Genomic DNA, 25,720 nt, shown 5'->3' on the forward strand with positions numbered 1-25,720 from the left:
GCGTAGGAAACATGCGCTACCTCCGGTTACTGCGCGAACCGGGCAGCGGCCTTCACCTGGAGGCGTTCGAGGCGCTTCCTCATCCGCAGGACCTCGCGGTCCTTGGACAGGAGCGTGCAGCGGTGCGCCACGGCCAGGTCGATGAACTTCTGGTCGTCGGGGTCGCCGCAGGTGACGCCGGCCCGGGGCGGCACCTCCACCACGTTCGCATGGCGGTCGAAGTCGGCGAGCACGGCGTGCTCCGTGCCGCGGTGGAAGGCCACGCGCTCGGCGAGCTTGGGGTAGCGCAGCACGCGCGCCAGTTCCTCGCGCATCGCGGCGGTCGCGAGCCAGCGCAGCTCGCCGGCGGCAAGGGCCGCGGACAAGGGCTGCGCGTGCGGGTCGCCGAAGACCAGCAGGTCCAGCACGATGTTGGTGTCAAGAACCAGCTGCATCGCGCGTGCGGGCGGACCCCGCGACCATGTCGAAGCGGAACAGGCGGCATTCGATCGGCCCGTTCCACATCGGGATGCGGCGCGTTTCCTTCAGGCGCATGCGCCCGGGCAGCCTGGCGTCCGGCGACAGCACCCAGGCCGTCCAGCCGGCGTAGTTGCGCTTCCAGTGCGTGGCCAGCTGCGCGAAGAAATCGCCGGCCTGCTCCATCTGCGCCTGCTCGCGGCCGCCGCGGCCGGGGCCCGCGATGCCGCCGGCTTCGATGCGCTCGCCGTAGGGAGGATTGAGCAGCAGGATGCCGGGCGTCTCGCTCGGGGGCATGCGCTGCAGGGCGTCGCCGCCGCGCAGCTGCACGACGTCCGCCACGCCCGCGCGCTGCGCGTTGCGCTGCGCGAAATCGACCATGCGGAACGCGACGTCGCTGCCGAAGATCGGCGCCGCCGGCGCGCGCCGCGCGGCCTGCGCCTGCGCCTTCAGCGCGGCCCATTCGCCGGCGGCATGCGTGCGCAGCCGCTCGAAGCCGAAGCGCCGCAGCAGGCCGGGCGCGATATTGCAGGCGAGCTGCGCCGCCTCGATCACGATGGTGCCGCTGCCGCAGCAGGGGTCGTACAGCGGCACCGTCGCGTCCCAGCCGCTGGCGGCGAGCATCGCCGCCGCGAGGGTTTCCTTCAGCGGCGCCTCGCCCTTGTCCTCGCGCCAGCCGCGCTTGAACAGCGGCTCGCCGGAGGTGTCGATGTACAGCGTGAAGGCCTCGGCCGCGAGGTGGCCGAAGATGCGCACCGCCGGCCGCTGCGTGTCGACGTCGGGCCGCACGCCGCCGCGGTTGCGGAAGCGGTCGGCCACGGCGTCCTTGATGCGCAGCGCCGCGAAGTTCAGGCTCTTGAGCGGGCTGTGCTGCGAGGTCAGTTCGATCTTGAAGCTCTCGCGCGGGGTGAACCAGTCTTCCCAGGGGATGGCGGAAGCGGCCTCGTAGAGGTCCTGCTCGGCGCGGTAGGGCAGGTGGGCGAGCTGCACCAGCACGCGCTGGGTGAGGCGGCTGTGCAGGTTCAGGCGCATCACGTCGGGCCAGGCGGCGGTCACCTGGATGCCGCCGCGGGAGACGCGCAGGTCGGAGCGCCCCCACCCCTGCCCTCCCTCGGAGGGGGAGGGAGGAATGCCCAGGATGCGCGCCACTTCTTCGGCCAGCCAGGTTTCGACTCCGGCCGCGCAGGGCAGGAACAGCGAGAAGGTATCGGTCACAGGGCCTTGCGCAGGTTGGCGGGCGCGATGCGCAGCGCCTCGCGGTACTTGGCCACCGTGCGGCGGGCGCACTCGATGCCCTGCTCCTTGAGCATCTCGGAGATCTGGCTGTCCGACAGCGGCTTCTTCGTGCTCTCCGCCGCCACGAACTGCTTGATCAGCGCGCGCACCGCGGTGCTCGAGGCATTGCCGCCGGTCTCGGTGCCGAGCGCCGAGCCGAAGAAGTACTTCAGCTCGAAGGTGCCGAAGGGCGTGGACATGTACTTGGCCGTGGTCACGCGCGAGATGGTGGATTCGTGCAGGCCCAGTTCGTCCGCGATCTCGCGCAGCACCAGCGGCCGCATGGCGAGCTCGCCGTGGATGAAGAAATTGCGCTGGCGCTCCACGATGGCGGTGGACACGCGCAGGATCGTGTCGAAGCGCTGCTGGATGTTCTTGATGAACCAGCGCGCCTCCTGCAGCCGCTGCTGCAGCGCCTGGTGGCCCTCGCCCTTGTGCGCCTTGAGCGCGCCGGCATACACGTCGTGCACGCGCAGGCGCGGCATCACGTCGGGATTGAGCTGCACCCGGAAGTTGGCGCGCGAGCCCTTGCCGATCTGGGTGACGAGCACGTCCGGGATGACGATGTTGCGCTCGACGTCGATGAAGCGCCGGCCCGGCTTGGGCTCCAGCCGCGTGATGAGGCCGATGGCCGAACGCACGTTGGCTTCCGACTCGCCGCACATCTGCGCCAGCCGCTTGATGTCGCGCTTGGCCAGCAGGTCGATCGACTGCTGGCAGATCTTGATGGCGGCGGCGCAGGCCGCGATGTCGTCGTCTTCCTCGTTCTGCTGCATCGCCTTGAGCTGCAGCGTGAGGCATTCGGCGAGGTTGCGCGCACCCACGCCCGCCGGGTCGAGCGTCTGCAGCAGGCGCAGCGCCACCGTGAAGCGGTGCACCAGTTCTTCCTGCTGCTCCAGGTCGTCGGGCGCCAGCCCCGCGGCCAGTTCCTCCAGCGGCTCCTCGAGGTAGCCGTCGTCGTTGAGCGATTCGATCAGGAAGCGCAGCGCCATGCGGTCTTCCTCGCCCAGGCGCAGCGACAGCGCCTGCCGGTGCAGCCAGGACTGCAGCGATTCGACGCCGCGCGCCAGGTCGGTGGCGTCGACTTCGTCGTCCTCGCCGCCGTTGTTGCGCTTGGCCGCCGGCGCCTCGCCGCCCCATTCGCCGTCGTCCGGCACGGTTTCGGTGCTGCCGTCGCCTTCCCAGTTCGGCTCGCTTTCGGCGCCGGCGAACTCGGCGGCCTCCGGCTCCGCCTCCGAGGCGGTGGAAGTCGACGAAGTGGTCGCGATCTCCTGCGGCCCGACATTGCCCTCGAAGCCGGTCTCGGGTTCGTCCGCCGCCGGCCGCTGGTCGGCCGCGGCAATGCCGAAGTCCTCCGCGGCATCCTCGCCCTGCACGTCCAGGAAGGGGTTCTCGTCCAGCATCTGCTGGATTTCCTGCCCCAACTCCAGGGTGGACAGCTGCAGCAGCCGGATCGACTGCTGCAGCTGCGGTGTCAACGCCAGATGCTGGGAGACACGAAGTGCCAGTCCCTGCTTCATTTTTAGCCCCGCTCCCTCACATGCGGAAGTGTTCGCCCAGGTACACCCGGCGCACGTCCGCGTTGTTCACGATATCAGCCGGCGTGCCCTGGGCGAGCACCCGTCCCTCGCTGATGATGTAGGCGTGGTCGCAAATGCCCAGGGTTTCCCGCACGTTGTGGTCGGTGATCAGGACACCGATCCCGCGTGACTTCAGGAAACTGATGATGCGCTGGATCTCGATCACCGCGATCGGGTCGATCCCGGCGAAGGGTTCGTCCAGCAGGATGAACCTCGGTTGCGTCGCCAGCGCGCGCGCGATCTCGACCCGCCGCCGCTCGCCGCCCGACAGGGCCGGCGCCGGCGAGTCGCGCAGGTGGTCCACCCGCAGGTCCTGCAGCAGGCTTGTCAGGCGCCGCTCGATCTCCGCCGAGGGCAGCGCCTTGCCGTCCGGGCCGCGCTGCAGTTCCAGCACCGCGCGCACGTTTTCGGCGACGCTGAGCTTGCGGAAGATCGAGGCCTCCTGCGGCAGGTACGACAGGCCCAGGCGCGAGCGGCGGTGGATCGGCATGTGCTCCACCGACTTTCCGTCGATCGAGATCTCGCCGCCGTCGGCGCGCACCAACCCCACGATCATGTAGAAGGAGGTCGTCTTGCCGGCGCCGTTGGGCCCGAGCAGTCCGACCACCTCGCCGTTGTCGACCGCCAGCGAGACGTCCTGCACCACGGTGCGGCCGCCGTAGGACTTGCGCAGGTGGCGCACTTCCAGCCGGCTGGCGACCTCCACCGGCGCCTCGATCTCGACCGTCTCGGCGTCGCCCATCAACGGGTCTCCGGCGGCAGGGCCGTGGAAGAGCGCAGGCGCGCGGATGCGGCCGGCTGCGGCGCCGGCAACGTGGGCGTGGCCCGGGCGCCTCCAGCGGCCGGGCCCGAGGCCGCGGCCCGCGGCGCCAGCGTGGCGCGCACGCGGCCGCCCGGGTTGGACGGCGTCCCGCCTGCCGAGGCGCCGCCTTCCACCGTGAACTGGTCGTTGGTGTTGTCGTAGGTGATCACGGAGCCGCTGGTCTCGTCGTTGATGGTGGCGCCGCGCAGGCGCCGCATCTCGGCGCGGCCGATGAACTTCACCTTGTCGGCCTTGCCGTCGTATTCGATGGTCTCCGCCTCGCCCTCGATGTACTCGTCGACGCCGTCGCGCTTCTGCTTGAAGTAGGCCTGCTTGCCTGCCTCGGCCGTGACGGTGCCGAACTGGAAGCCCTCGGGGTCCTGCTTCACGACCATCTTGGCGCCGCGGATGATGATGGTGCCCTTGGTCACCACCACCTTGCCCGTGAAGATGCTCGTCTGCTGGAGGTCGTCGTAGCGCAGCGAATCCGCCTCGACGTTCATGGGCTTGTTGCGGTCCGCGCGCTCGGCACCGGCCGGCGCCATGCCGGCGAGGCCGAGGAGGAGTGCAAGCGTGAGGCTGGCGGTCTTGTTCTTCATAGAGGCACGAATCTTGCTGCGATTGTATCCATCCGAGACGAAAAAGCCCGCATGCGCGGGCTCTTTCGACGACCGGCAACACCCGCCGGGGCGGGCTGGCGTGTCTTTTTACTTGGACTTGCGGGCTTCGGCCACGAGATAGTCCACGACCTGCAGGACGCGGTCCATGTTGCCGGCCATGTCGCCGTCGGTGATGTAGCGGCCGGCCACGCCCATGGAGGGCACGCCCTGCACTTCGTACTGGTCCTGCAGCTGCTTGGCGCGGCGCGCCTTGGCCTGCACCGAGAAGGAGTTGTAGATCTCCTGGAACCTGGCGCGGTCGACGCCGTTCTTCTCGACGAAGGCCAGGATCAGGTCTTCCCGGTTGGTCGGCTGGCGCTTGTTGTGGATCTCGTCGAAGACCTTGGCGTGCACCTCGTCGACCTTGCCCATGGTTTCCAGCGCGTAGTACAGGCGCTGCTGCGGCACGAAGTCGTCGCGGAAGGCCACCGGGACGCGGTGGAAGTAGACGTCCGGCGGGAGCTTCTTCGTCCAGGCCGTGAGCTTCGGCTCGAAGGCGTTGCAGTGCGGGCAGCTGTACCAGAAGAACTCGATCACCTCGATCCTGCCGGCCGGCGCATCGCTCGGCACGCGCTTGTCGAGGCTGCGGTACTGCTTGCCGTCCTCCGGCTTGGACTGCGCCAGCGCGAGGCCCGGCAGGCCCAGGGCGGCGGCGCCGAGCGTGACGCCGGTGGCGACCGTGAATTCCCGTCGATTCATTGCGTTGTGACTCCTTGAACACCCTCTGAGCCGGGCCCGGCGGGCTTGGTTCCGCAGGCTACGCCCGGTTAACGCTGCACCCGCACCAGCGCGGTCTCGAAGCCGCCCTGGTCCAGCTTTTCCTTCTGCCGGTCGGCGTCGTCCTTGCTGTTGAAGGGGCCGATGCGCACCCGGTACACCTGCCGGCCGGACTGCTCGCGCTCGGTCACCTTGGCTTCCACGCCCATGAGGGACAGCTTGGCGCGCTGCGCCTCGGCGTCCTCGGGGGTGCGGAAGGCGCCGGCCTGCACGAAATAGAAGAACGGGTCGCTGCCGGGGCCGGCCTTGGCCGTGGCCAGCTCGCCCAGCGGGTCGGCGGGGGCCGGACGCCCCGCCACCGCCGGCGGCAGGGGCTCCTTGTCCCTGGGCTTTTCCGCTTCCCTGGCCGACGCGGGCGCCTTGGGCGCCTCCGCCGACGGCGTGCCGGGCGCGGGGGCCGCGACGCCCGGCGCCGGCGGCAGCGGCTTGGCCGGGTTCTTGCCGTACAGGGGCGCGTTGGGATCCCAGTTCTGGTTCTTGCGGGACTCCGCCGCGTCCTGCTCCGCGGAGCGGCTGGGGCCCTTGTTCAGGAACGGGACGGGGACCTTGGTGACGTAGACGGCCACCGCCAGGGCGGCGGCGAGGCCGAGGACCACGCCGATGATGACGCCGACGAAGGTGTTGCCGCTTTGCTTTGGTTTCATGCTCACATCTTGTGGGGGGCACTCACCCCCAGCACAGCCAGTCCATTGTGCAATACCTGCGCACAGGCGGCCACGAGGGCCAGCCGTGCCTTCTTCAGGTGCTCGTCGTCCACCAGGATCCGTTCGCTGTCGTAATAGGAGTGGTACGCCGCCGCCAGCTCGCGCAGGTAGAAGGTGATGTCGTGCGGGGCGAAATCGGCCGCCGCCGCGGTGAGCACCTCCGGATAGCGCGCCAGCTGCAGCATCAGGTTCAACGCGGCGGGGTGCTCCAGCGACGACAGGTCGGCCCCGGAGAGCGTCGCCACGGCGCCGCCCCAGGCGGCCAGCACCGAGCAGATGCGCGCGTGCGCATACTGGACGTAATACACGGGGTTGTCGTTGTTCTGCGCCAGTGCCAGGTCGACGTCGAAAACGTATTCGGTGTCCGGCTTGCGCGACAGCAGGAAGAAGCGCACCGCGTCCTTGCTGGTCCACTCGATCAGGTCGCGCAGCGTCACGTAGCTGCCGGCCCGCTTGGAGATCTTCACCTCCTGGCCGCCGCGCATCACGCGCACCATGGTGTGCAGCACGTAGTCCGGGTAGCCCGCGGGGATGCCGACGCCCGCGGCCTGCAGGCCGGCGCGCACGCGCGCGATGGTGCCGTGGTGGTCGGTGCCCTGGATGTTCACGACCTTGGTGAAGCCGCGCTCCCACTTGGTGATGTGGTACGCGACGTCCGGCACGAAGTAGGTGTAGCTGCCGTCGCCCTTGCGCATCACGCGGTCCTTGTCGTCGCCGTACTCGGTCGACTTCAGCCACAGCGCGCCCTCGTGCTCGTAGGTCTTGCCGTTGTCGCGCAGGCGCTGCACCACCGTGTCGACCTTGCCGCTCGTGTACAGGCTCGATTCGAGGTAGTACTGGTCGAAGCGCACCGCGAAGGCCTGCAGGTCCAGGTCCTGCTCGTGGCGCAGGTAGGCCACGGCGAACTGGCGGATGCCGTCGAGGTCGTCCACGTCGCCGCTGGCGGTGAACGCGCGGTCGTCCGACTTGACCGTCTTCTTCGCCAGGAAGTCGTTGGCGATGTCCTGGATGTAGTCGCCGTTGTAGGCCGCCTCGGGCCACTGGGGGTCGCCGGGCTTGAAGCCCCTGGCGCGCAGCTGCACGCTGGTGGCCAGCGTCTGGATCTGGACGCCGGCGTCGTTGTAATAGAACTCGCGGTGGACGTTCCAGCCCTGGGTGGCGTACAGGTTGCACAGGGCGTCGCCGAGCGCCGCCTGGCGGCCGTGGCCCACGTGCAGCGGGCCGGTGGGGTTGGCCGAGACGAATTCGACCAGCACGCGCTGGCCGTGCAGCGGCTGCTGGCCGAAGCCGGCGCCGGCGGCGAGCGCTTCGCGCACGATCTCCTGCTTGGCGGCGGCCTTCAGGCGGATGTTGAGGAAGCCGGGGCCGGCGATCTCGACGGCGTCCACCCATTTCTGGAAGGCGGGAGTGGCCAGCAGCGCCTCGCGCAGGGCTTCGGCCACCTGGCGCGGGTTGCGCTTGAGCGGCTTGGCCAACTGCATCGCCGCCGTGCAGGCGAGGTCGCCGTGGGCGGCGACCTTGGGGCTTTCGAAGGCCGCCTTCTCACCGGCACCCGGCGACAGGCCTTCCAGCCCGGCCGCCAGCGCGGCGAGCAGATCTTGTTTCGCTTGGAGCATCGGGGGATTTTACGGGGCGCCCCCGATCAGGCACCTGCTGCGGGAAGGGGAGCCAAAACAAGATACCGAACGCAGAGGGCGCAAAGGTACGCAGAGGACGCAGAAAACACCTTTGAAGGATTTTCTTCTGCGTCCTCTGCGCGTCCTCTGCGCCCTCTGCGTTCGGCTGTCTGGTTTTTCCTCTGGTTTTTCCCTGAGCTCACTTGCCCCCGAAACCGCGCGCCAGGAACACCGCCGCCAGCGGGATCAGCGGCACGATGTGCGTGCTGACCATCACCATGCGCCGGACCTGCGTGACCTCCTCGGCGCCCGGCAGCGAACCGTCGGCGCGCAGTGCGGCCACCCAGCGCTTGAAGCGCAGCGTCGGCCGCAGCGACAGCGCCAGCACGATCACCGTCATCGTGAGCTTCACGTGCAGCAGCCAGTTGCTCCAGTACCAGCCGGCGCCCTTGATCCCCCACAGGACGCGCGCCAGCCCGGTCAGCACCACGCTGACCAGCGCGATCCAGTAGATGCGGTCGACGCGCACCAGCCGCTCGATCACCTGCGCGTTGATCCATTCGGCGCGGCACAGCGCGGCCTCGCTGGTGGCGAAGACGACCAGGGCCAGGATGGCGGAGATGTGCAGGAAGGCAAGGATGGACTCGAGGATCATGGGGTCGCGCCCGCCATCCAGAAGCGGGGCTGGGCGTAGTGGTGCTTGAGGAAATCGATCCACAGCCGCACCCGCAGGGGCAGGTGCTTGCGCTGCGGGAAGACGGCGTAGATGCCGTTGGGCGGCGCGGCGAACTGCGCCAGCACTTCGGCCAGGCGCCCTTCGGCGATCTCCTGCTCCACCTCCCAGGTGCTGCGCCAGGCGATGCCGAAGCCCTGCGCGCACCAGTCGTGCAGCACCTGGCCGTCGGAACAATCCAGCGGCCCCTGCGGCTTGATGTGCAGGATCTCGTCCTCGCCGTTGCGCCCCGGGATCACGAAGGCCCAGCCGCGGGTCTGCGAGGCATCGCTGGAAAGCGTGAGGCAGTCGAAGCGCACGAGGTCGTTGGGATGCTCGGGCGTGCCGTGCCGGCGCAGGTACTCCGGCGTGGCGACGCACAGGCGGCGGTTGTCCGCCAGCCGTACGCTCACCAGCGAGGAATCGGGGAAATCGCCCACGCGCACGGCACAGTCGAAGCCCTCGCCGGCCAGGTCGACCACCCGGTCGCTCAGGTTCAGCGAGATCGTCACGTCGTTGTGCAGTTCGCGAAAGCGCGGCACCAGCGGCGCCACGTGGCGACGCCCGAAGCCGGCCGGCGCGGTGATGCGCAGGTGGCCGCTGGCCTTCACGCCGCCGGCGCTGACGCTCGCCTCCGCATTGGCCAGGTCAGCGAGCAGGCGCTGGCAGTCTTCGAGGAAGGCGCTGCCCTCGTGCGTCAGCGTGATGCGGCGCGTGGTGCGCACCAGCAGCTTGACGCCCAGGCGCTCCTCCAGCGCGTCGAGCCGGCGGCCCATGATGGCGGGCGCCACGCCTTCGGCGCGCGCCGCGGCCGTGAGGCTGCCACGCGTCGCGACCGACACGAAGGACTCGAGCTGCTTCAACTTGTCCATGCAACGCGATTATCGCGGTGCAGGTCACGAATCGGGCGGCCGCCCTGGCGGATTCCTTACTTGCCGCTCCCCATGAGCCGCGCGATCTCTTCCTCGCCATAGCCCAGCTCGCGCAGCAGCCCCGGCCCGTGCTCGTTGAGCCTGGGCGGTTGCAGGCGCAGGCCCGGGCGGTGGCCGTCGACCGTGAAGGGCAGCAGCGGGACCCGGGTCTGGCGGCCGTCCGGCAGTTCGATCGGCGCCAGGCCGCCGGTGGCATTGAGGTGCGGATCGTCGAACAGGTCCTGCGGCCTGGTGATCGGCGCGAAGGGCAGGCCGTGCTGCTCGAAGGTGGCGCTCAGTTCGGCCGCGCTGTGCGAAGCGAGCCGCTCGCGCAGGACCGGGATCAGCCATTCGCGCGCGCGCACCCGGTCGTTGTTGGTCTTCAGGCGCTCGTCCGCGAGCAGGTCGGCATAGCCGAAAGCCTCGCAGAAGATCTTCCACTGCGTGTCGCTGACCGCCGCCAGGAAGATCTGGTCGCCGTCCCTGACGGTGAACACGTCGTACACGGCCCAGGCGGAGATGCGCCCGGGCATCGGCGCAGCGGGCTTGCCCGTGACGGCGAACTGCATCATGTGCTGCGCCACCAGGAACACGTTGTTCTCGAACAGGGCGCTCTGCACTTCCTGGCCGCGGCCGGTCTTCTCGCGCTGGGCCAGCGCCGCCATCGCGCCGATGGCGCCGAACATGCCGCCCATGATGTCGTTGACGCTGGTGCCGGCGCGCAGCGGATCGCCGGGGCGGCCCGTCATGTACGCGAGGCCGCCCATCATCTGCACCACCTCGTCGAGCGCGGTCCGGTGGTCGTAGGGACCGGGCAGGAAGCCCTTGTGGCTCACACTGATGATGCGCGGGTTCAGCTTCGACAGCGTCGCGTGGTCGAGGCCCAGCTTCTTCATCGTGCCGGGCCTGAAGTTCTCGCTCACGATGTCCGCCGTGGCGATCAGGCGCAGCGCGGCCTCGCGGCCCTCGGGCGTCTGCAGGTCCAGCGCAATGCTCTTCTTGTTGCGGTTGAACAGCGGGTAGAAGCCCGCGCCGGAACCGAGCAGGCGGCGGGTGTTGTCGCCCTGCGGCGGCTCCACCTTGATCACCTCGGCACCGAGGTCCGCCAGCACCATGCCGCAAGTGGGCCCCATCACCATGTGGGTGAATTCGACGACGCGGATGCCTTCGTAGGGCAGCGTGGGCTCAGGCATGCGCGGCCTCCGCTGGCGTGAAGTTCTTCGGCAGGCCCGATTCCGGCGTCATGCCGTGGAGCGGCTCGCCGGGCAGGCCCGCAGCGAGCGGGCCGCGCGCGGCGATCAGCTTGCCCAGGTCCACGCCGGTGCGCACGCCCATCGCCTCGAACATGAAGACGAGGTCCTCGGTCACGACGTTGCCCGACGCGCCCGGCGCATAGGGGCAGCCGCCCAGGCCGGCCAGCGAGCTGTCGAAGGTGCGCACGCCCACGTCGTAAGCAGCCAGGCAGTTCGCTAGGCCGAGTCCGCGCGTGTTGTGCATGTGGGCAGCGCCGGCCTTGTCCCCGATCTCGGCGGCCAGCCGCCTGAACAGGCGCCGCACCTGCGCCGGGTTGGCCATGCCGGTGGTGTCCGAAAGGCCCACGTCGTCGACGCCGGCCTCGGCCAGCGCCACGGCCAGGCGCAGCACGTCGTCTTCGGGCACGACGCCCTGCAGCGTGCAGCCGAAGGCGGTGGAGATGCCGGCCTCCACCTTGGCGCGCGGGGCCAGTTCGTCGCGCAGCGCCAGCACGGCGCGCACTTCGTCCACCATTTCGAGCGGCGACTTGCGCACGTTGGCCTGCGAGTGCGCCGCACTGGCGGAGACGGGCAGCGTGAGCTTGTGGGCGCCGGCCTTCAGCGCGGCCTCGGCGCCCTTGCGGTTCGGCACCAGCGCCATCACGGTCCATCCGGGCAGCGACAGGGCATGGGCGACGACTTCGGCCGCGTCGGCCATCTGCGGCAGCAGTTTCGCGGGGACGAAGGAGGCGACTTCGATCTCGCGCAGTCCGGCGGCGTGCAGCGCAGCGATCCAGCGCTTCTTGTGCTCCGTGGGCATCGTCGCCGCCACGGACTGCAGGCCGTCACGCGGACCGACCTCGCTGATCAGGACTTCGGGGGACATGCGGGGATTGTCCCGCAAGTGCAGAAACCCAATTGCCGGGCGCAGAGGGCGCAAAGGGTACGCAGAGGACGCAAAAAAGACAAAGAAAACTTCAGATGGTTTTCTTTTGCGTCCTCTGCGTACCCTTCGCGTCCTCTGCGTCCGGAAGTCCGGTCTTGGTTCTTGGTATTACTCCGCCTTGTACCCCGACGCCTTGATCGGACCTTCCCAGCGCTTCAGGTGGGCCAGTTGCGTGGCGGCCAGGTCCGCTGCGGACGCATGGTTGGGGACCAGGCCGAAGCCGTAGATCTTTTCCTGGATCACCGGATCCTTCAGGGCTTCGGCCACGGCGCGGTCGATGCGGTTGACCGCGTCGGCCGGCGTGCCGGCGGGGGCGTAGAGGCCGAAGAAGGCGTCCGCCGAGGTGTTGATGCCGAGCTCCTTGAGCGTCGGCACGTCCGGCAGCGCGCGATTGCGCTGCTCGCCGGTCACCGCGAGGATGCGCACCTTGCCCGCCTTGTGGTGCTCGATGGTCTCGGAGGCGGTGTCCACCATCAGCGGGATCTGGCCGCCGATCAGGTCCTGCGCCGCCGGCGCGCCGCCGCGGTAGGCCACGTGCGTGATCGCCACGCCCGCCACCTGCGACAGCAGCAGGCCCGCGAAGTGCGGCACCGTGCCCGCGCCCGAGGTGCCGTAGCTCGCCTTGGCCGGATTGGCCTTCATCCACGCCAGCACGGAGCGCAGGTCGCCCTGCGGCGCGCCCGGGCCGGCCGTGACCGCGAAGTCGAAGGTGACGATGCGCGAAACCGGCGTGAAGTCCTTGATCGGGTCGTATGGCAGGGTGCTGTACAGCCAGGGGGCGATCACCATCGCGCCGCTGGGGGACAGCACCAGCGTCTGGCCGTCCGGCGCGGCGCGCTTCAACTCGCCCAGCACCAGGCGGCCGGCGGCGCCGGGCTTGTTGTCGACGATCACGTTCTGGTTCAGCGACACGCGCAGCTTTTCCGCCAGCAGGCGCGCGATCACGTCGGCGGAGCCCCCGGGCGGGAAACCGACCAGGATGCGGGTGGTGCGCTCCTGCGCGAAGCCGGCGGGCGCGGCGAGCGTGGCAGCCGCGAGGGCGGCGAAATGGCGGCGTTTCATGGGCGATGTCTCCTCGGGATCCGAATCATTTAACATGTTAAACGTAGCGCATTCGCGCCCCGCCGCCCATCCGGTCGCACCCGGAGCGTGCCACCCGCATCCCGCAGACGAGGAGAAGTACCGATGACCGTCATCGACGTCCACACCCACATGTTCACGCACAAGTGGCTGCAGCTGCTGCAGGAAAAGAGCGGCATCTACAACGTGCAGACCCGTCCCGACGGCCAGCGCGAGGTGTTCCGCGGCAACACCCCGGTGGTGATCCCGCAGAAGGGCCACTTCGACTGGGAGCTGCGGATCGAACACATGAACGCCGCGAAGATCGACGTCTCCGTGGTGTCACTCACCTGTCCCAACGTGTACTGGGGCGGCGAGGAGATCAGCGTGCTGGCGGCGCGCGAGGCGAACGACAACGTCGCCGATGCGCAATCGCGCTACCCGGACCGCATCCGCTGGTTCGCCTCGCTGCCCTGGGAGTACCCGCAGCGCGCCGTGGAGGAACTGGAGCGCTCCTGCGCGAAGGGCGCCGTCGGCGTGATGGTGCTGGCCAACGTGGCCGGCAAGAGCCTCACCGACCCCATGTTCGCGCCGGTCTGGCAGGCGATCGACGACCGCCAGCTGCCGGTGCTGGTGCACCCCACCGACCCGCCCGGCGTGGACTTCATGGACATGACCAAGTTCGACCTGTCGTGGTCGGTCGGCTTCATGTTCGACACCACGCTGGCGATCACGCGGATGATCTTCGAAGGCTTCTTCGACCAGTACCCGAACCTGAAGATCATCGCCTCGCACGGCGGCGGCACCCTGCCCTACCTGGTGGGCCGGTTCGAGAAGGGCGACGAGGTGGAGCTGCCCGCGCGCCGCCAGATGAAGCGCAAGCCCACCGACTACCTGCGCCACATCTACTACGACAGCATCACCTACGACCTGCGGCCGCTGAAGTACCTGATCGAGGTCGTCGGCCACGAGCACGTCATGTTCGGCACCGACTGGCCGCACTGGGTGCACGACACCAGGGGCGCCTTCGCGAACACGGCGGCGCTGCCGGAGGCGCAGACGCGCGCGATCCGCGGCAGCAACGCGCAGCGCGTGTTCGGCTTCTAGCGCAGGCGCGTCGCCCAGGCGACGCGCCGTGGCCGCGGGAACTTGCGCTGCATCAGGGACACGTCGGGTAAACGTTTCCCCCGCCGGCGCGCAGGGGAAGAATGGGGTCGACGAGAGGCCCCATGACCAAGGAAAAGGCACTGGCCTCGCTCGGCCAGGCGTCGCTGCTGCGGCCCGCCATGGTGCGGGAAGCGCTGCACGCCAACGAGCGCCTGAAGCTGCTGCTCACCCTGCTGCAGGCCGCCGCGCGCCATGCGCATCCCGGGTCGGCGGCGGTGGACCTCTCGCGCGAGATCGCCGCCACCGACATCGGCCAGTACGAGGACGTGCGCTGGCTGCGCGAACTCCCCAACCTCGCGGAGCCCGATGCCGCCGGCATCCACCTGCCGGGCCTGGAGCGGCTGCGCGCGCGGCTGAAGGCGGACCTCGCGCAGATGGCGGCGCCGCTGCGCACCGAGGGCCCGGGCGAGTTCGATGCGCGCCTGGCGCACTGGCAGGAGCGCCTGGCCACCGGCGGCGACCACCTCGCTGGCACCGAGCTGGAGGAGCTGACGCAGGCCACCCGCGCGCACGGCGACAGCCTGCACCTGCTGGTGATGGACCTGCACAAGGCGGTCAACGCGCTGGCCGCGCGCCTGAGCGAGCAGGAGATCGCCGGCGCCCAGACCTGGCAGCTCTCCGCCGACGGCGGCGACGTGGGCCGCATCGAGGCCTTCATGCGCGGCCTGCGCCGCACCGCCGCGGCCAAGCTGGACCACCCGGGGCTGGAAACCTCCGCCACCCGCGACGGCGACACGCTCCTGATCCAGAACGACATCGGCACCAACGACGCGCACGTGCTCGTGATCCAGGTGCGGGGCCTGGCCACCACGCTGACCTATTCGGACCTGCATGCCACGCGTTTCGCGTCGTTCCAGCGCGCGCTGGCCGAAGCGGGCGCCTCGTGGGGCGCAAGCGAGGCCCGCACTTCCGCCGGCCTGAACGCGGGCGACGCCTTCCATGTCGGCGTGGCGACCTTCACGGCCGCCGACGAGGCCGCGCTGTGCGCGCAGCTGGAGGCCATGGCCGCGCGCATCGTGTTCCTGATCGACTGGAACCGCGCGCGCAAGCAGCTCGCGGCGGTGGCCGGCAAGAAGCTCGCGGTGCAGGTGCTGGAGGCGGCCGCCGCGCAGGGCTGCGGCCACATGGGCTGGCTGCGCGCCGGCGGCGCGCAGCTGGTGTGGGATGCGATGGCCAGCCTCGGCGACGCCGCGTTCCGCCTGGGCGAACGCCTCGACGACGTGCTCACGCCGGAGGCCGCGCGCGACTACCTGGTGCAGCTGCTCGATCGCGCCTGGCATGCGGCACAGGCGCGCCAGCCCTCGCAACTCGTGGCCGACGAAGCGCGGGTGCTGCTCGCGCGCACGCTGGCCGGGCGTCACCGCGGCTTCGAGCTGCTGCAGGAACACGCGGCCTTCTGCCACGCGATCGCCTCCGCGCTGCACGAAGGGATCCTGCACGGCGCGCTGGTGGATGCCGCGGCGGCCCAGCGGCTGGCGCGGCGCGCGCGCGACTGGGAACACCAGGCCGACGTGCTGGTGAACCGCTGCCGCGACCAGGCGCAGCGGCAACCGCGCTGGCAGGCCTTCGCGCGCCTGCTCGAAGGCGCCGACGAGATCGCCGACGCGCTGGAGGAAGCCGCCTTCACCGTCTCCGCGCTGGCGCAGTGCGGCCAGGGCGACTGGCAGCGCCCCGTGCTGCAAGCCCTCGAAGCGCTGGCGCGCACCGTCGCCGAGGCGATCCAGGATCACGTGCGCGGGGTCGAGATCGCCGCCGGCCTGGAGCCCTCCAGCGACGCGCGCGACCACCAGGAATACCTCGATGCGCTCTGGCGCGTGCAGCAGGCCGAGCGCAGCTGCGACCAGCTGCACCGCGCGTTCCGGCTGGAGGCCGCGCGCGGCCTGGCGCACGCCGGCGCGCTGCAACTGGGCAACGAACTGGCCGGTGCGCTCGAGGCGGCGTCCGACGCGGTGCTCGCGTTCGGCTGGCGCCTGCGCGAGCACGCGCTGCATCGCGCGGCCGGGGAAGTGCGGTGAGCCGGGGCGGCCGCGAGGTCGTCCTCATAGGCTGCGGCGAGCCTTCGGGCCGCATCGCGCCCGCGCAGCAGATCGGCTTCAAGGCGCACAACCTGGCCCGCATGGCGGCGCTGGGCCTGCCGGTGCCTCCGGCCTTCGTGCTCGGCACCGGCTGGTGCGCCTGCCCGCAGGACCTGCGGCGCGAGCACTGGCAGCCGGGGCTGCGGGCACTGGAGGCGCAGTCGGGCCTGGGCTTCGGCGATGCGCGGCGGCCGCTGCTGCTGTCGGTGCGCTCGGGCGCGCCCGTGTCCATGCCCGGCATGCTGCAGACGCTGCTGGACGTCGGGCTCACGGAGCACACGCTGCCCGGGCTGGTGCGCGTCACCGGCAATCCGCGGCTGGCGTGGGATGCGTACCGGCGGCTCATCGCCGGCTATGGCGAAGTCGTGCTCGGTGTGCCGCCGGAAGCCTTCGAGGCCGACCTGCGGCAGGTGGCCGCCGGCGACGACGAGCACCAGCTCGATTTCGCGCGGCTGCGCGAGCTGGCGCGCCTGCACCGCGAGACGGTGGAGCGCGAGGCGCACGTTCCCTTCCCGCAGGACCCGGTGGCGCAGCTCGAAGGCGCGATCGGCGCCGTATTCGCTTCGTGGTGGAGCGACAAGGCGCGCGCCTGGCGCGCCCTGCGCGCGCTGCCGGACGGCATGGGCACCGCCGTCACGGTGCAGCGCATGGTGTTCGGCAACGCCGGCGGCACTTCGGGCGCGGGCGTCGGGTTCACGCGCCATCCCGCCACCGGCGAGCCGGTGCCGTGGGTCGACTTCCTGTTCAACGCCCAGGGGGAGGACGTCGTCTCCGGCCGGCGCAGCGCCGCCGGCCACGAGGAACTGGCGGCGGTGCTGCCGGACGTCTGGGCAGCGCTGGTGGAGGGCGGCCGCAAGCTCGAACGGGCGCTGGGCGACATGCAGGACCTGGAATTCACGGTGCAGGAGGGGCGCCTGTTCATGCTGCAGACCCGCACCGGCAAGCGCACGCCGCAGGCCGCCGCGCGCATCGCGCTGGACCTGCGCGACGAACACGTGATCGGCCGGCGCGAGGCGCTCGAGCGCACCAAGGGCCTGGACGCCGCGGCGCTGTCGCAGCTCGAACTCGCCGGCGAAGACGGCGCGGCACCGCTCGCGAGCGGACTGAGCGCCTCGGCCGGCGTGGTGAGCGGCCCGATCGCGCTGGACGAGCCGGCGGCTCGCGCGTGCGCCGGGCGCGGCTCGCCGGCGGTGCTGGTGCGAGCGCAGGCCGAGACGGCGGACATCGTCGCGCTCGACTGCGCGGCCGGCCTGCTCACGCGCCGGGGCGCCCGCACCTCGCATGCGGCCGTGGTTGCGCGCCAGCTCGGCAAGGTGTGCGTGGTCGGCTGCGAGGCGCTGGAGATCGACCTGCAGGCGCGCCGCATCCGCATCGGCGCGCGGGAGTTCGGCGAATTCGAGCTGCTGTCGCTGGACGGCCATACCGGCGCCGTATTCGCCGGGGCGGTGCGCACGGTGCGGCGGGAGCCGGTGGACCTGCTGCAACGACTGGAGGCGCTGCGCCAGATGTCATGATGCGAAACTAGGTTCCGCTTACTGGAGTTGATTACCAGCACGCAAGTTACCGGTTAAAAGCCTTTGCATACATAAATGATGCAAAGGGTTCCGAATACAGTAGCGCCATGGATCATCCCAAAGCGGTGCTGTTCGATGCCTACGGCACGCTCTTCGACGTTTACAGCGTGGCGCTGCTCGCGGAACAACTGTTTCCCGGCCGCGGCGAGGCGCTGTCCGTGCTGTGGCGCGACAAGCAGATCGAATACACGCGCCTGGTCACCACCAGCAACGACGGCGCGCACTACCAGCCGTTCTGGGATTTGACCCGCGCCGGACTCCGCTACGCCTGCAAGCGGCTCGGCCTCGATCTCACGCCGGAGCGCGAGCAGCAGTTGATGAACGAATACCGGCACCTCTCGGCCTTCCCCGAGAACCGCGAGGTGCTGCAGGCGCTGCGCACGCGCGGTATCGTGACCGGCATCCTGAGCAACGGCGACCCGCAGATGCTGGGCGTGGCGGTGCGCAGCGCCGGCCTCGAAGGCCTGCTCGATCACGTGATCAGCGTCGATGCGGTGCGCAAGTACAAGACGCATCCCGATGCCTATCGCCTCGGCACCCAGGCCGTCAAGAAGCCCGCCAGCCAGATCCTCTTCGTCAGCTGCAACGCCTGGGACGCGCTCGCCGCGACCTGGTTCGGCTATCGCACCCTGTGGGTCAACCGCTACCGGCTCCCGTTCGAGGAGCTGGGGACCGAGCCGACGCGCACCGGCGCCTCGCTCGACGACGTGCTTTCCTTTTTCGATTCGCAATCTTCCGGAGACCAGACATGACCGATCGCACGACCATCCACGGCCTCGAGGTGGACAACCAGCTGCTGCGCTTCATCGACGACGAGATGCTGCCTGCCATCGGCGTGGACCGCACGCAGTTCTGGCTCGGCTTCGATTCCATCGTGCAGGGCCTGTCGCCGCGCAACAAGGCGCTGCTCAACGAACGCGATCGCCAGCACGCGCAGATCGACGCCTGGCACCAGGCCCACCCGGGCCCGATCCGCGACATGGCGGCCTACCGCGGCTTCCTCGAGAAGATCGGCTACCTGGCGCCGCCGGCGCGGGGCGCCCGGGCCCATACGGAGCACGTGGACGACGAACTCGCGCTGCAGGCGGGCCCGCAACTCGTGGTGCCTATCCTCAACGCCCGCTACGCGCTCAACGCCGCCAACGCGCGCTGGGGCTCGCTGTACGACGCCTTCTACGGCACCGACGTGATCCCGGAGACCGGCGGCGCCGAGAAGGGGCCCGGCTACAACGAGGTGCGCGGTGCCAAGGTGATCGCGCGGGCCCGCGAAGTGCTGGACATGGCGGCGCCGCTGGCGAGCGGCTCGCATGCGGACTCCACCGGCTACAAGGTCGAAGGCGGCCAGCTGGTCGTCTCGCTCAAGGGCGGCCAGACCACGGGCCTGAAGGATCCGGCGAAGTTCGCGGGCTTCAAGGGCGAGCCGGCGGCGCCGTCTGCCGTGCTGCTGAAGAACAACCGGCTGCACCTGGAGGTCGTGATCGACCGCAAGCACGCGATCGGCAGCACCGACGCCGCCGGCGTGGCGGACGTGATCGTCGAAGCCGCCCTGTCCACCATCATGGACCTGGAGGATTCGATCGCCGCGGTGGACGCGGCCGACAAGGTGCACGGCTACCGCAACTGGCTGCGCATCCTGCAGGGCACGCTCACCGAGCAGGTCGCCAAGGGCGGGCGCACCTTCACGCGCGGGCTGAACCCCGACCGCATCTACCGCAGCCCCGACGGCGCAGGCGAAGTGCGCCTGCACGGCCGCTCGCTGCTGTTCGTGCGCAACGTGGGCCACCTCATGACCAACCCGGCGATCCTGTGGCGGGGCGAGGAGGTGTACGAGGGGATCATGGACGCGGTGATCACCACGGCGATCTCCCTGGTGGACCTGCAGGGGAAAGCCGCCAACGGCCTGCGCAACTCGCGCCAGGGCTCGGTCTACATCGTCAAGCCCAAGATGCACGGGCCCACCGAAGTGTCCTTCGCCTGCGACCTCTTCGGCCGCGTGGAGCAGTTGCTCGGGCTGCCCGAGTACACGGTGAAGCTGGGCATCATGGACGAGGAACGCCGCACCAGCCTGAACCTGCGCGCCTGCATCGCGGCGGCCTCGGAGCGGGTGGCCTTCATCAACACCGGCTTCCTCGATCGCACCGGCGACGAGATGTACACCGGCACCTATGCCGGGCCCATGATCCGCAAGGGCGACATGAAGTCCACCGCCTGGATCCGCGCCTACGAGCGCCACAACGTGCTGGTGGGGCTGACCTGCCGCCTCGGCGGACGCGCGCAGATCGGCAAGGGGATGTGGGCCATGCCCGACCTGATGGCGGCGATGCTGGAACAGAAGATCGCGCACCCCAAGGCCGGCGCCAACACCGCCTGGGTGCCCTCGCCCACCGCCGCCACGCTGCACGCGCTGCACTACCACATGGTCGACGTGGCCGCGGTGCAGCGGGAGATGGAGAAGATCGACTACGAGGCCGAACGCGAGCAGCTGATGACGGACCTGCTCACGGTGCCGGTCGCGGCCAACCCGAACTGGAGCGCCGAGGAGCGCCAGCAGGAACTGGACAACAACGCGCAGGGCATCCTGGGCTACGTGGTGCGCTGGGTGGAACAGGGCGTGGGCTGCTCCAAGGTGCCCGACATCAACCACGTCGGCCTGATGGAAGACCGCGCGACGCTGCGCATCTCCAGCCAGCACATCTGCAACTGGCTGCTGCACGGCGTCGTGACCGAGCAGCAGGTGCACGACACCTTCCGCCGCATGGCGGCGGTGGTGGACCAGCAGAACGCCGGCGACCCGAACTACCGGCCCATGGCCGGCAACTGGGAAACCTCCTTCGCCTACCGCGCCGCGCTCGACCTGGTGTTCAAGGCCAAGGAGCAGCCGAGCGGGTACACGGAGCCGCTGCTGCATGCATGGCGGCGCAAGGCGAAGGCAGCCGGTTTCTGATCTGACTCGCTCCCTCCCCCTCCGGGGGGTCGGGCGCGCGCGCAGCGTGCCCTTCGTGCCCTCGCGCGTGCTGGCGGCCCTGGCCACCGCACCCAAGGTGTAGGGAAAGGGCCACCATCCGGCGCGCCAGGGTGCGCGCCGGGCGGGGCGCGGTTGCCCGGCCCGGCCGGGCCGGGTCTAATCGAACGGTCCCTGGGAGCCGTTGGGCCGTCATGTCCGTTGTGAACCAAACCGTCTCGCGCAGCATGGGCGAGGCCGTCAGCGCCGCCGCGCGGCTGATCGAGAAATGCGTCGACCACGCGGTCACGGCCCTGCAGGAGGCGGAGTCGGCGCACAGCGGCGAGCAGCGGCAGCGCATCGCGGACGCGTGGCGCGAGCTGCTCACGCGCCGCAAGGCCTGGAGCTCGCGCTTCCCGCAGATTCTCGGCGCGGCCTTCGAGGCCGAGGCCAGCGACAAGCCCCGCATGGCGGCCATCCAGCGCGACGAGGGGCCGGCGCTCTCCCTGGTGGACGACAAGGAGATCTCCCGCACCGTCGAGACCTCGCGCCTCGCGCAGGTGCTCACGGCGACACTGGAGCGGCCGCTGGCCGAACTCGACGCCCTCATGAGCAGCGCGCTGGGCCTGCCGGTGGTGCAGCCCGAACGCAATCCGCTGCGGCCCGCCGTGTACGCGCAGGCGCTGCGCGACATGATGGCCGAGGGCCAGCCCGATCCCGCCTGGCCCGCCTTGTGGCTGCGGCACATGGCGGCGCCGCTGGCGCAGGGCCTGGAGCAGGTCTACAAGGCGCAGACGCACTTCCTGACGCTGCAGCGGGTGAGCGCCGCGAATTACCGCCTGCGCGCCTCGCGGCCCGCTCCGCTGGGCGGCATGTCGCGCCCCGCGCCCCTCGGTGGAGCGTCGCGGCCGGCGCCGCTCGGTGGCATGTCGCAACCCGCGCCCCTGGGCGGGATGTCGCAGCCCGCGCCGCTGGGCCGCATGTCGCAGCCCGCCCCCCTGGGCGGCATGTCGCAACCCGCGCCGCTGGGTGGATCGTCGCGTTTCGGCTCCGCACCGGCCGATCCCTTCGGAGCCTCCGGCTTCTCGGGCTTCTCCGGCTTCGCCGACCTGCCGGTGCACAACGTCGACGGCGAGCGGCTGCAGCAGTTCCTGCTGCGCGGCGAGGCGCAGGCGCACCGCCCGCTGGCCCCGAGCTACTACGCGCAGGTCGACTCCGAGCTGCGCGCGCTGGAAGCGGGGGACGACGAGGCCGAACCCTACGACGAGCGCGCCGTGCGCCAGCACATGCACGTGCCGCCGGTGGACCGGCCGGCGCGGCCGGTGGACGTCGAAAGCCCGCTGCCGCAGGAATGGGGCCGCTTCAGCGCCCCGCGCGAGCGCGCGCTGGTGCACGGGCGGCTGAAGAAGCAGGCCCGCGAGGTCGGCCAGGTCTACGGCCTGGAAGTGGTGCGGCGGCTGGTGAACCGCGTCGCCGACGATCCGCGCCTGCTCGCCCCGGTGCGCGAGGCGATCGTCGGCCTGGAGCCCTCCCTGCTGCGGCTGGCGATGGTCGCGCCGCGTTTCTTCAGCGACGAGGACCACCCCGGCCGCCTGCTGGTGGAGAAGGTGGCGGAGCGGAGCTTCCGCCACAACGACGAATTCAGCGTCGAATTCCAGGGCTTCTTCGGGCCGGTGGCGCGCAGCTTCCAGCGCCTCAACGAGATCGACCCGCTGGAGAACGCGGACCCGTTCCGCGCCGCGCTCACCGACCTGCAGGCCACGTGGGCGGCGCAGGACGCGCTCGACGACGAGCCGCAGCGCAAGGTGCTCGACGCGGTGCAGTTCGCCGAGCGCCGCCAGCACGAGGCCGACCGCATCGCCGGCGAATTCCGCCAGCGCTCCGACCTCGAGGGCGTGGACGAGGCGGTGCGCGATTTCGTGCTGGGGACCTGGTCGCTCGTCGTGGCGCATGCACGGCTGGCGCAGCCCGGGCGCGGCATCGACCCCGGCGGCTATGTCGCCGTGGTCGCCGACCTGCTGTGGAGCGTCAAGCGCGACCTCACTCTGCACGATCCCGCCCGCGCTTTCGAATCGATCCCGCGCGTGCTGATGAAGCTGCGCTCCGGGCTCACCATGCTCGGACAGCAGCCGGCCGAAAGCGAAGCCTTCTTCCTGCGGCTGGAGGCGCTGCACCGGCCGGTGCTCAAGCTGCGGGCGCGCCAGCGCCACCGCGAGGTCGCGCCGCCCGAGCCGCCCGTCACGGTGCCGGCGCCCGCGCCCGAGCGCGCCCCCGGCGAACCATGGATGGCGCAGCAGGAACTGCATGAAGTGGGCTTCGAGGAAGCGCCGCGCGCGGAGGCTCCCGCGGCGCCCGCACGCGCCGCCCAGGCCGCCGCCGAACCGGCGCTGCTGTCCGACGAGGAAGCCGAAAGCCTGCTGGCCCGCCTGTCGCCCGGCTGCTGGGTGGACCTGCAGGCGCGCCACCACTGGCGGCGCGCGCACCTGAAATGGGCCTCCGACAAGCGCACGCTGTTCCTGTTCGTGAGCCACGGCGGCCAGCCGCATTCGATGACGCGGCGCAGCCTGCACAAGCTGGTGAAGGACCGTCTCGTGCGCCTGGTCGACAGCGAGGCCGTGGTGCCGCGCGCCCTGGCGCAGCTGGGCGCCCCGCCCGCGCCGGCCGCAGCCTGAGCGCCGCGCCGCGCCGGGCGCGCGCCGAACCCGCTACGATGCGCGCGTGGATGCCCCCGCCTTCGCTGCAACCCTCTGCCCGCTGTGCGGCCGGCCGAACCGCTGCGCCATGGAGCTCGAACGCGAGACGGGCGTGAAGCAACAGGCGTGCTGGTGCACGCAGGTCGCCTTCGGCGCCGAGCTGCTCGCGCGCGTGCCGGCCGAGGCGCAGCGCCGCGCCTGCATCTGCCCCGCCTGCGCGCGCGGCGGCCCCACCGCGTGACCGACCCCGGATCGGCCGCCGCCCTGCGCGCGCGGCACGGCCCGCGCTACCGCTGGCTGCTGATGATCGCGCTGATGGTCGGCGTGATGGCCTCGATCATGTCGTCCACCGTGGTGAACGTCGCCATCCCCGGCATGAGCCACTACTTCACGCTGAACCAGGAACGCGCGCAGTGGGTCAGCTCCGGCTTCATGGTGGCGATGACCATCTCGATGCTGACCACGCCGTGGCTGCTGGCGCGCTTCGGCTACCGCCGCACCTACGTCGGCACGATGATCCTGCTGATGGCCGGCGGCATCGGCGGCGGCTTCGCCATGCACTTTCCGCTGGTGCTGGGCGCGCGCGTGGCGGAGGGCCTCGCGGCCGGCGTCGTGCAGCCGATCCCCGCTATCATCATGCTGCGTGCCTTCGAGCCGCACGAGCAGGGCCGCGCCAGCGGCCTGTTCGGCATGGGCGTGGTGCTGGCGCCGGCGCTCGGCCCCAGCATTGGCGGCCTGCTGGTGGACGCCTTCGGCTGGCGCTCGATCTTCTTCATGGTGGTGCCGTTCTGCCTGGTGTCGATCTGGCTCGCCTACCGCTACGTGCCCACGTCGGCGCCGGGCGGAGGCAGCGCCGCGGGCGGCGGCCCACGCCTGGACTGGCGCGGCCTGGTCCTCGGCAGCGTCGGCACGCTGTGCCTGCTCAATGGCCTGCTCGAAGTGCGCGGCGGCGATCCGCTGCTGGCGGGCGGGCTGCTGCTCGGGGCGCTGCTGGCCCTGGCGGTGCTGATCGCGTGGCTGCGGCATGCCCGCCGCACCGGGCGTGAGGCGCTGATCAACCTGGACCTGTTCGGCTATCGCACCTACACCATGGGCACGCTGGTGGCCTTCATCTACGGCATCGCCCTGTTCGGCTCGACCTACCTGCTGCCGGTCTACATGCTGATGGGCCTGCAGCTGCCGGCTTCGCACGTGGGCACCATCCTGCTGCCCTCGGGCATCGTGCTGGCGATCACCATCGGCTTCGCGGGCCGGCTCACGACGCGGCTGCCCACGCGCGTGCTGGTGGGCGGCGGGCTGGTGCTGCTGGCGCTGTCGTTCGCGCTCATGCCCACGGTGGGCCTGCACACGGGCCTGTGGGTGCTGGTGCTGTGGGCGACCCTGGGGCGCATCGGCCTGGGCTTCATCCTGCCCTCGCTGAACCTGGGCGCCATGCGGCCGCTGGCCAAGGCGCTGATCCCGCAGGGTGCCAGCGCGATCAACTTCCTGCGGATGCTGGGCGGCGCGGCGGGCGTGAGCCTGTGCGCGATCGTGCTGGAGTGGCGGCTGGCGGCGCACGGCGACGCCCTGACGCGCGCCGGCACCAGCCCGGCCCGGCTGGCGGCCTTCAACGAGTCCTTCCTGATGCTGGCGGCGATCTGCGCGCTGGCGCTGGTGGCGGCCTGGCAGCTGCGGGATCCCCCCGGCCACGTGCCCGTTGACCAATAATCGAAGCCATGTGCCAGCTGCTGGGGATGAACTGCAACACGCCGACCGACGTGACGTTCAGCTTCGCCGGCTTCGCGCAGCGCGGCGGCCGCACCGACGAGCACGTGGACGGCTGGGGCATCGCCTTCTTCGAAGGCCTGGGGCTGCGCCATTTCGTCGACCACCTGCCGGCGTGCGAGTCGCCGGTGGCGGAGCTGATCCGCCGCTACCCGATCAAGAGCCGCAACGTCATCGCCCACATCCGCAAGGCCACGCAGGGGCAGGTGGCGCTGGAGAACTGCCACCCGTTCGTGCGCGAGCTGTGGGGGCGCTACTGGGTGTTCGCGCACAACGGCGACCTGCAGGACTTCCATCCGCGCCTGCACGCGAGCTTCCGCCCGGTGGGCAGCACCGACAGCGAGCGCGCCTTCTGCTGGCTGATGCAGGAGATGGCGAAGTCGCACGCGGGCGTGCCGAGCGTGGCGGAACTGACGCTGACGCTGCGCGAGCTGACGCCCTCGATCGCCAGGCACGGGCGCTTCAACTACCTGCTGTCCAACGGCGACGCGCTGTGGGCGCACTGCTCGACGAACCTCTGGTACGTGGAGCGCAAGCATCCCTTCGCGCACGCCCACCTGGCGGACGAGGACCTGAGCGTCGACTTCGCGCAGCACACGACGCCGGACGACCGCGTCGCCGTGATCGTCACCGCACCGCTGACCGTCAATGAACCCTGGGTGCAGTTCGCGCCGGGGGAGTTGAGGGTGTTCGTGGACGGGCAAGCCGTCTGAAAACCGGACAGCCGGACGCAGAGGGCGCAAAGGGTACGCAGAGGACGCAAAAGGACATCCTTTA

Annotated in this window: 22 protein-coding genes; 9 read left to right on the forward strand and 13 right to left on the reverse strand. The window is 70.6% G+C overall.

Annotated features, from left to right (window positions below; translation table 11 throughout):
• Positions 1-26: 26 nt before the first annotated feature.
• From WG923_RS28685 to WG923_RS28745, 13 genes are all read right to left on the reverse strand, one after another.
• Complete coding sequence (locus WG923_RS28685) at positions 27-434, reverse strand: putative toxin-antitoxin system toxin component, PIN family (RefSeq protein ID WP_340354450.1); 408 nt, start codon at positions 432-434, stop codon at positions 27-29.
• A complete protein-coding gene (locus WG923_RS28690) occupies positions 418-1,671 on the reverse strand; it encodes a THUMP domain-containing class I SAM-dependent RNA methyltransferase (protein ID WP_340354451.1) in 1,254 nt (417 codons plus the stop codon). Before WG923_RS28690 ends, WG923_RS28685 begins: the two co-directional genes overlap by 17 nt.
• Complete coding sequence (locus tag WG923_RS28695; RefSeq protein ID WP_340354452.1) at positions 1,668-3,251, reverse strand: RNA polymerase factor sigma-54; 1,584 nt, start codon at positions 3,249-3,251, stop codon at positions 1,668-1,670. Before WG923_RS28695 ends, WG923_RS28690 begins: the two co-directional genes overlap by 4 nt.
• A gap of 16 nt (positions 3,252-3,267) precedes the next feature.
• Positions 3,268-4,053, reverse strand: a complete 786-nt coding sequence (gene lptB, locus WG923_RS28700; RefSeq protein WP_340354453.1) for an LPS export ABC transporter ATP-binding protein — start codon at positions 4,051-4,053, stop codon at positions 3,268-3,270.
• Positions 4,053-4,712, reverse strand: coding sequence for a lipopolysaccharide transport periplasmic protein LptA (lptA, locus tag WG923_RS28705; protein WP_340354454.1), 660 nt, complete (start codon positions 4,710-4,712; stop codon positions 4,053-4,055). Before lptA ends, lptB begins: the two co-directional genes overlap by 1 nt.
• 108 nt (positions 4,713-4,820) lie before the next feature.
• Positions 4,821-5,471, reverse strand: coding sequence for a thiol:disulfide interchange protein DsbA/DsbL (locus WG923_RS28710; RefSeq protein ID WP_340354455.1), 651 nt, complete (start codon positions 5,469-5,471; stop codon positions 4,821-4,823).
• A 68-nt stretch (positions 5,472-5,539) separates the two neighbouring features.
• The gene (locus tag WG923_RS28715) at positions 5,540-6,193 is read right to left on the reverse strand and encodes an SPOR domain-containing protein (protein ID WP_340354456.1); all 654 of its coding nucleotides are present in this window, start codon (positions 6,191-6,193) and stop codon (positions 5,540-5,542) included.
• Positions 6,194-6,195: 2 nt separating this feature from the next.
• A complete protein-coding gene (gene argS / locus WG923_RS28720; RefSeq protein ID WP_340354457.1) occupies positions 6,196-7,869 on the reverse strand; it encodes an arginine--tRNA ligase in 1,674 nt (557 codons plus the stop codon).
• Between the two features lie 199 nt (positions 7,870-8,068).
• On the reverse strand, positions 8,069-8,524 hold the full coding sequence (locus WG923_RS28725; RefSeq protein WP_340354458.1) for a DUF2214 family protein: 456 nt from the start codon (positions 8,522-8,524) through the stop codon (positions 8,069-8,071).
• A complete protein-coding gene (locus tag WG923_RS28730) occupies positions 8,521-9,453 on the reverse strand; it encodes a LysR family transcriptional regulator (protein WP_340354459.1) in 933 nt (310 codons plus the stop codon). The genes WG923_RS28725 and WG923_RS28730 overlap by 4 nt, the downstream gene beginning before the upstream one ends.
• 56 nt (positions 9,454-9,509) lie before the next feature.
• Positions 9,510-10,685, reverse strand: a complete 1,176-nt coding sequence (locus WG923_RS28735) for a CaiB/BaiF CoA transferase family protein (protein WP_340354460.1) — start codon at positions 10,683-10,685, stop codon at positions 9,510-9,512.
• The gene (locus WG923_RS28740) at positions 10,678-11,610 is read right to left on the reverse strand and encodes a hydroxymethylglutaryl-CoA lyase (RefSeq protein WP_340354461.1); all 933 of its coding nucleotides are present in this window, start codon (positions 11,608-11,610) and stop codon (positions 10,678-10,680) included. The genes WG923_RS28735 and WG923_RS28740 overlap by 8 nt, the downstream gene beginning before the upstream one ends.
• A 168-nt stretch (positions 11,611-11,778) precedes the next feature.
• Positions 11,779-12,732, reverse strand: a complete 954-nt coding sequence (locus WG923_RS28745; protein ID WP_340354462.1) for a Bug family tripartite tricarboxylate transporter substrate binding protein — start codon at positions 12,730-12,732, stop codon at positions 11,779-11,781.
• A 123-nt stretch (positions 12,733-12,855) separates the two neighbouring features.
• On the opposite strand from WG923_RS28745, the gene WG923_RS28750 reads away from it, so the two are divergent.
• The 9 genes from WG923_RS28750 to WG923_RS28790 all read left to right on the forward strand — a co-directional run bounded on the left by WG923_RS28750 (position 12,856) and on the right by WG923_RS28790 (position 25,656).
• Positions 12,856-13,836, forward strand: coding sequence for an amidohydrolase family protein (locus WG923_RS28750; RefSeq protein ID WP_340354463.1), 981 nt, complete (start codon positions 12,856-12,858; stop codon positions 13,834-13,836).
• 122 nt (positions 13,837-13,958) lie between these two features.
• Entirely contained in the window at positions 13,959-15,911 is a 1,953-nt protein-coding gene (locus WG923_RS28755; RefSeq protein WP_340354464.1) for a phosphate transport regulator, read from the forward strand.
• The gene (locus WG923_RS28760; RefSeq protein WP_340354465.1) at positions 15,908-17,485 is read left to right on the forward strand and encodes a PEP/pyruvate-binding domain-containing protein; all 1,578 of its coding nucleotides are present in this window, start codon (positions 15,908-15,910) and stop codon (positions 17,483-17,485) included. The genes WG923_RS28755 and WG923_RS28760 overlap by 4 nt, the downstream gene beginning before the upstream one ends.
• Positions 17,486-17,592: 107 nt before the next feature.
• Positions 17,593-18,297, forward strand: a complete 705-nt coding sequence (locus WG923_RS28765; RefSeq protein WP_340354466.1) for a haloacid dehalogenase type II — start codon at positions 17,593-17,595, stop codon at positions 18,295-18,297.
• The gene (locus tag WG923_RS28770; protein WP_340354467.1) at positions 18,294-20,489 is read left to right on the forward strand and encodes a malate synthase G; all 2,196 of its coding nucleotides are present in this window, start codon (positions 18,294-18,296) and stop codon (positions 20,487-20,489) included. The genes WG923_RS28765 and WG923_RS28770 overlap by 4 nt, the downstream gene beginning before the upstream one ends.
• A gap of 212 nt (positions 20,490-20,701) precedes the next feature.
• On the forward strand, positions 20,702-23,158 hold the full coding sequence (locus WG923_RS28775; RefSeq protein ID WP_340354468.1) for a DUF1631 family protein: 2,457 nt from the start codon (positions 20,702-20,704) through the stop codon (positions 23,156-23,158).
• Positions 23,159-23,204: 46 nt separating this feature from the next.
• The gene (locus WG923_RS28780; RefSeq protein WP_340354469.1) at positions 23,205-23,420 is read left to right on the forward strand and encodes a cysteine-rich CWC family protein; all 216 of its coding nucleotides are present in this window, start codon (positions 23,205-23,207) and stop codon (positions 23,418-23,420) included.
• Between the two features lie 62 nt (positions 23,421-23,482).
• On the forward strand, positions 23,483-24,886 hold the full coding sequence (locus WG923_RS28785; protein ID WP_340354472.1) for an MFS transporter: 1,404 nt from the start codon (positions 23,483-23,485) through the stop codon (positions 24,884-24,886).
• Between the two features lie 8 nt (positions 24,887-24,894).
• A complete protein-coding gene (locus WG923_RS28790; RefSeq protein WP_340354470.1) occupies positions 24,895-25,656 on the forward strand; it encodes a class II glutamine amidotransferase in 762 nt (253 codons plus the stop codon).
• Positions 25,657-25,720 lie beyond the last annotated feature (64 nt).

The organism is Ramlibacter sp. AN1133 (assembly GCF_037890035.1).
Classification (GTDB): Bacteria; Pseudomonadota; Gammaproteobacteria; order Burkholderiales; family Burkholderiaceae_C; genus Ramlibacter.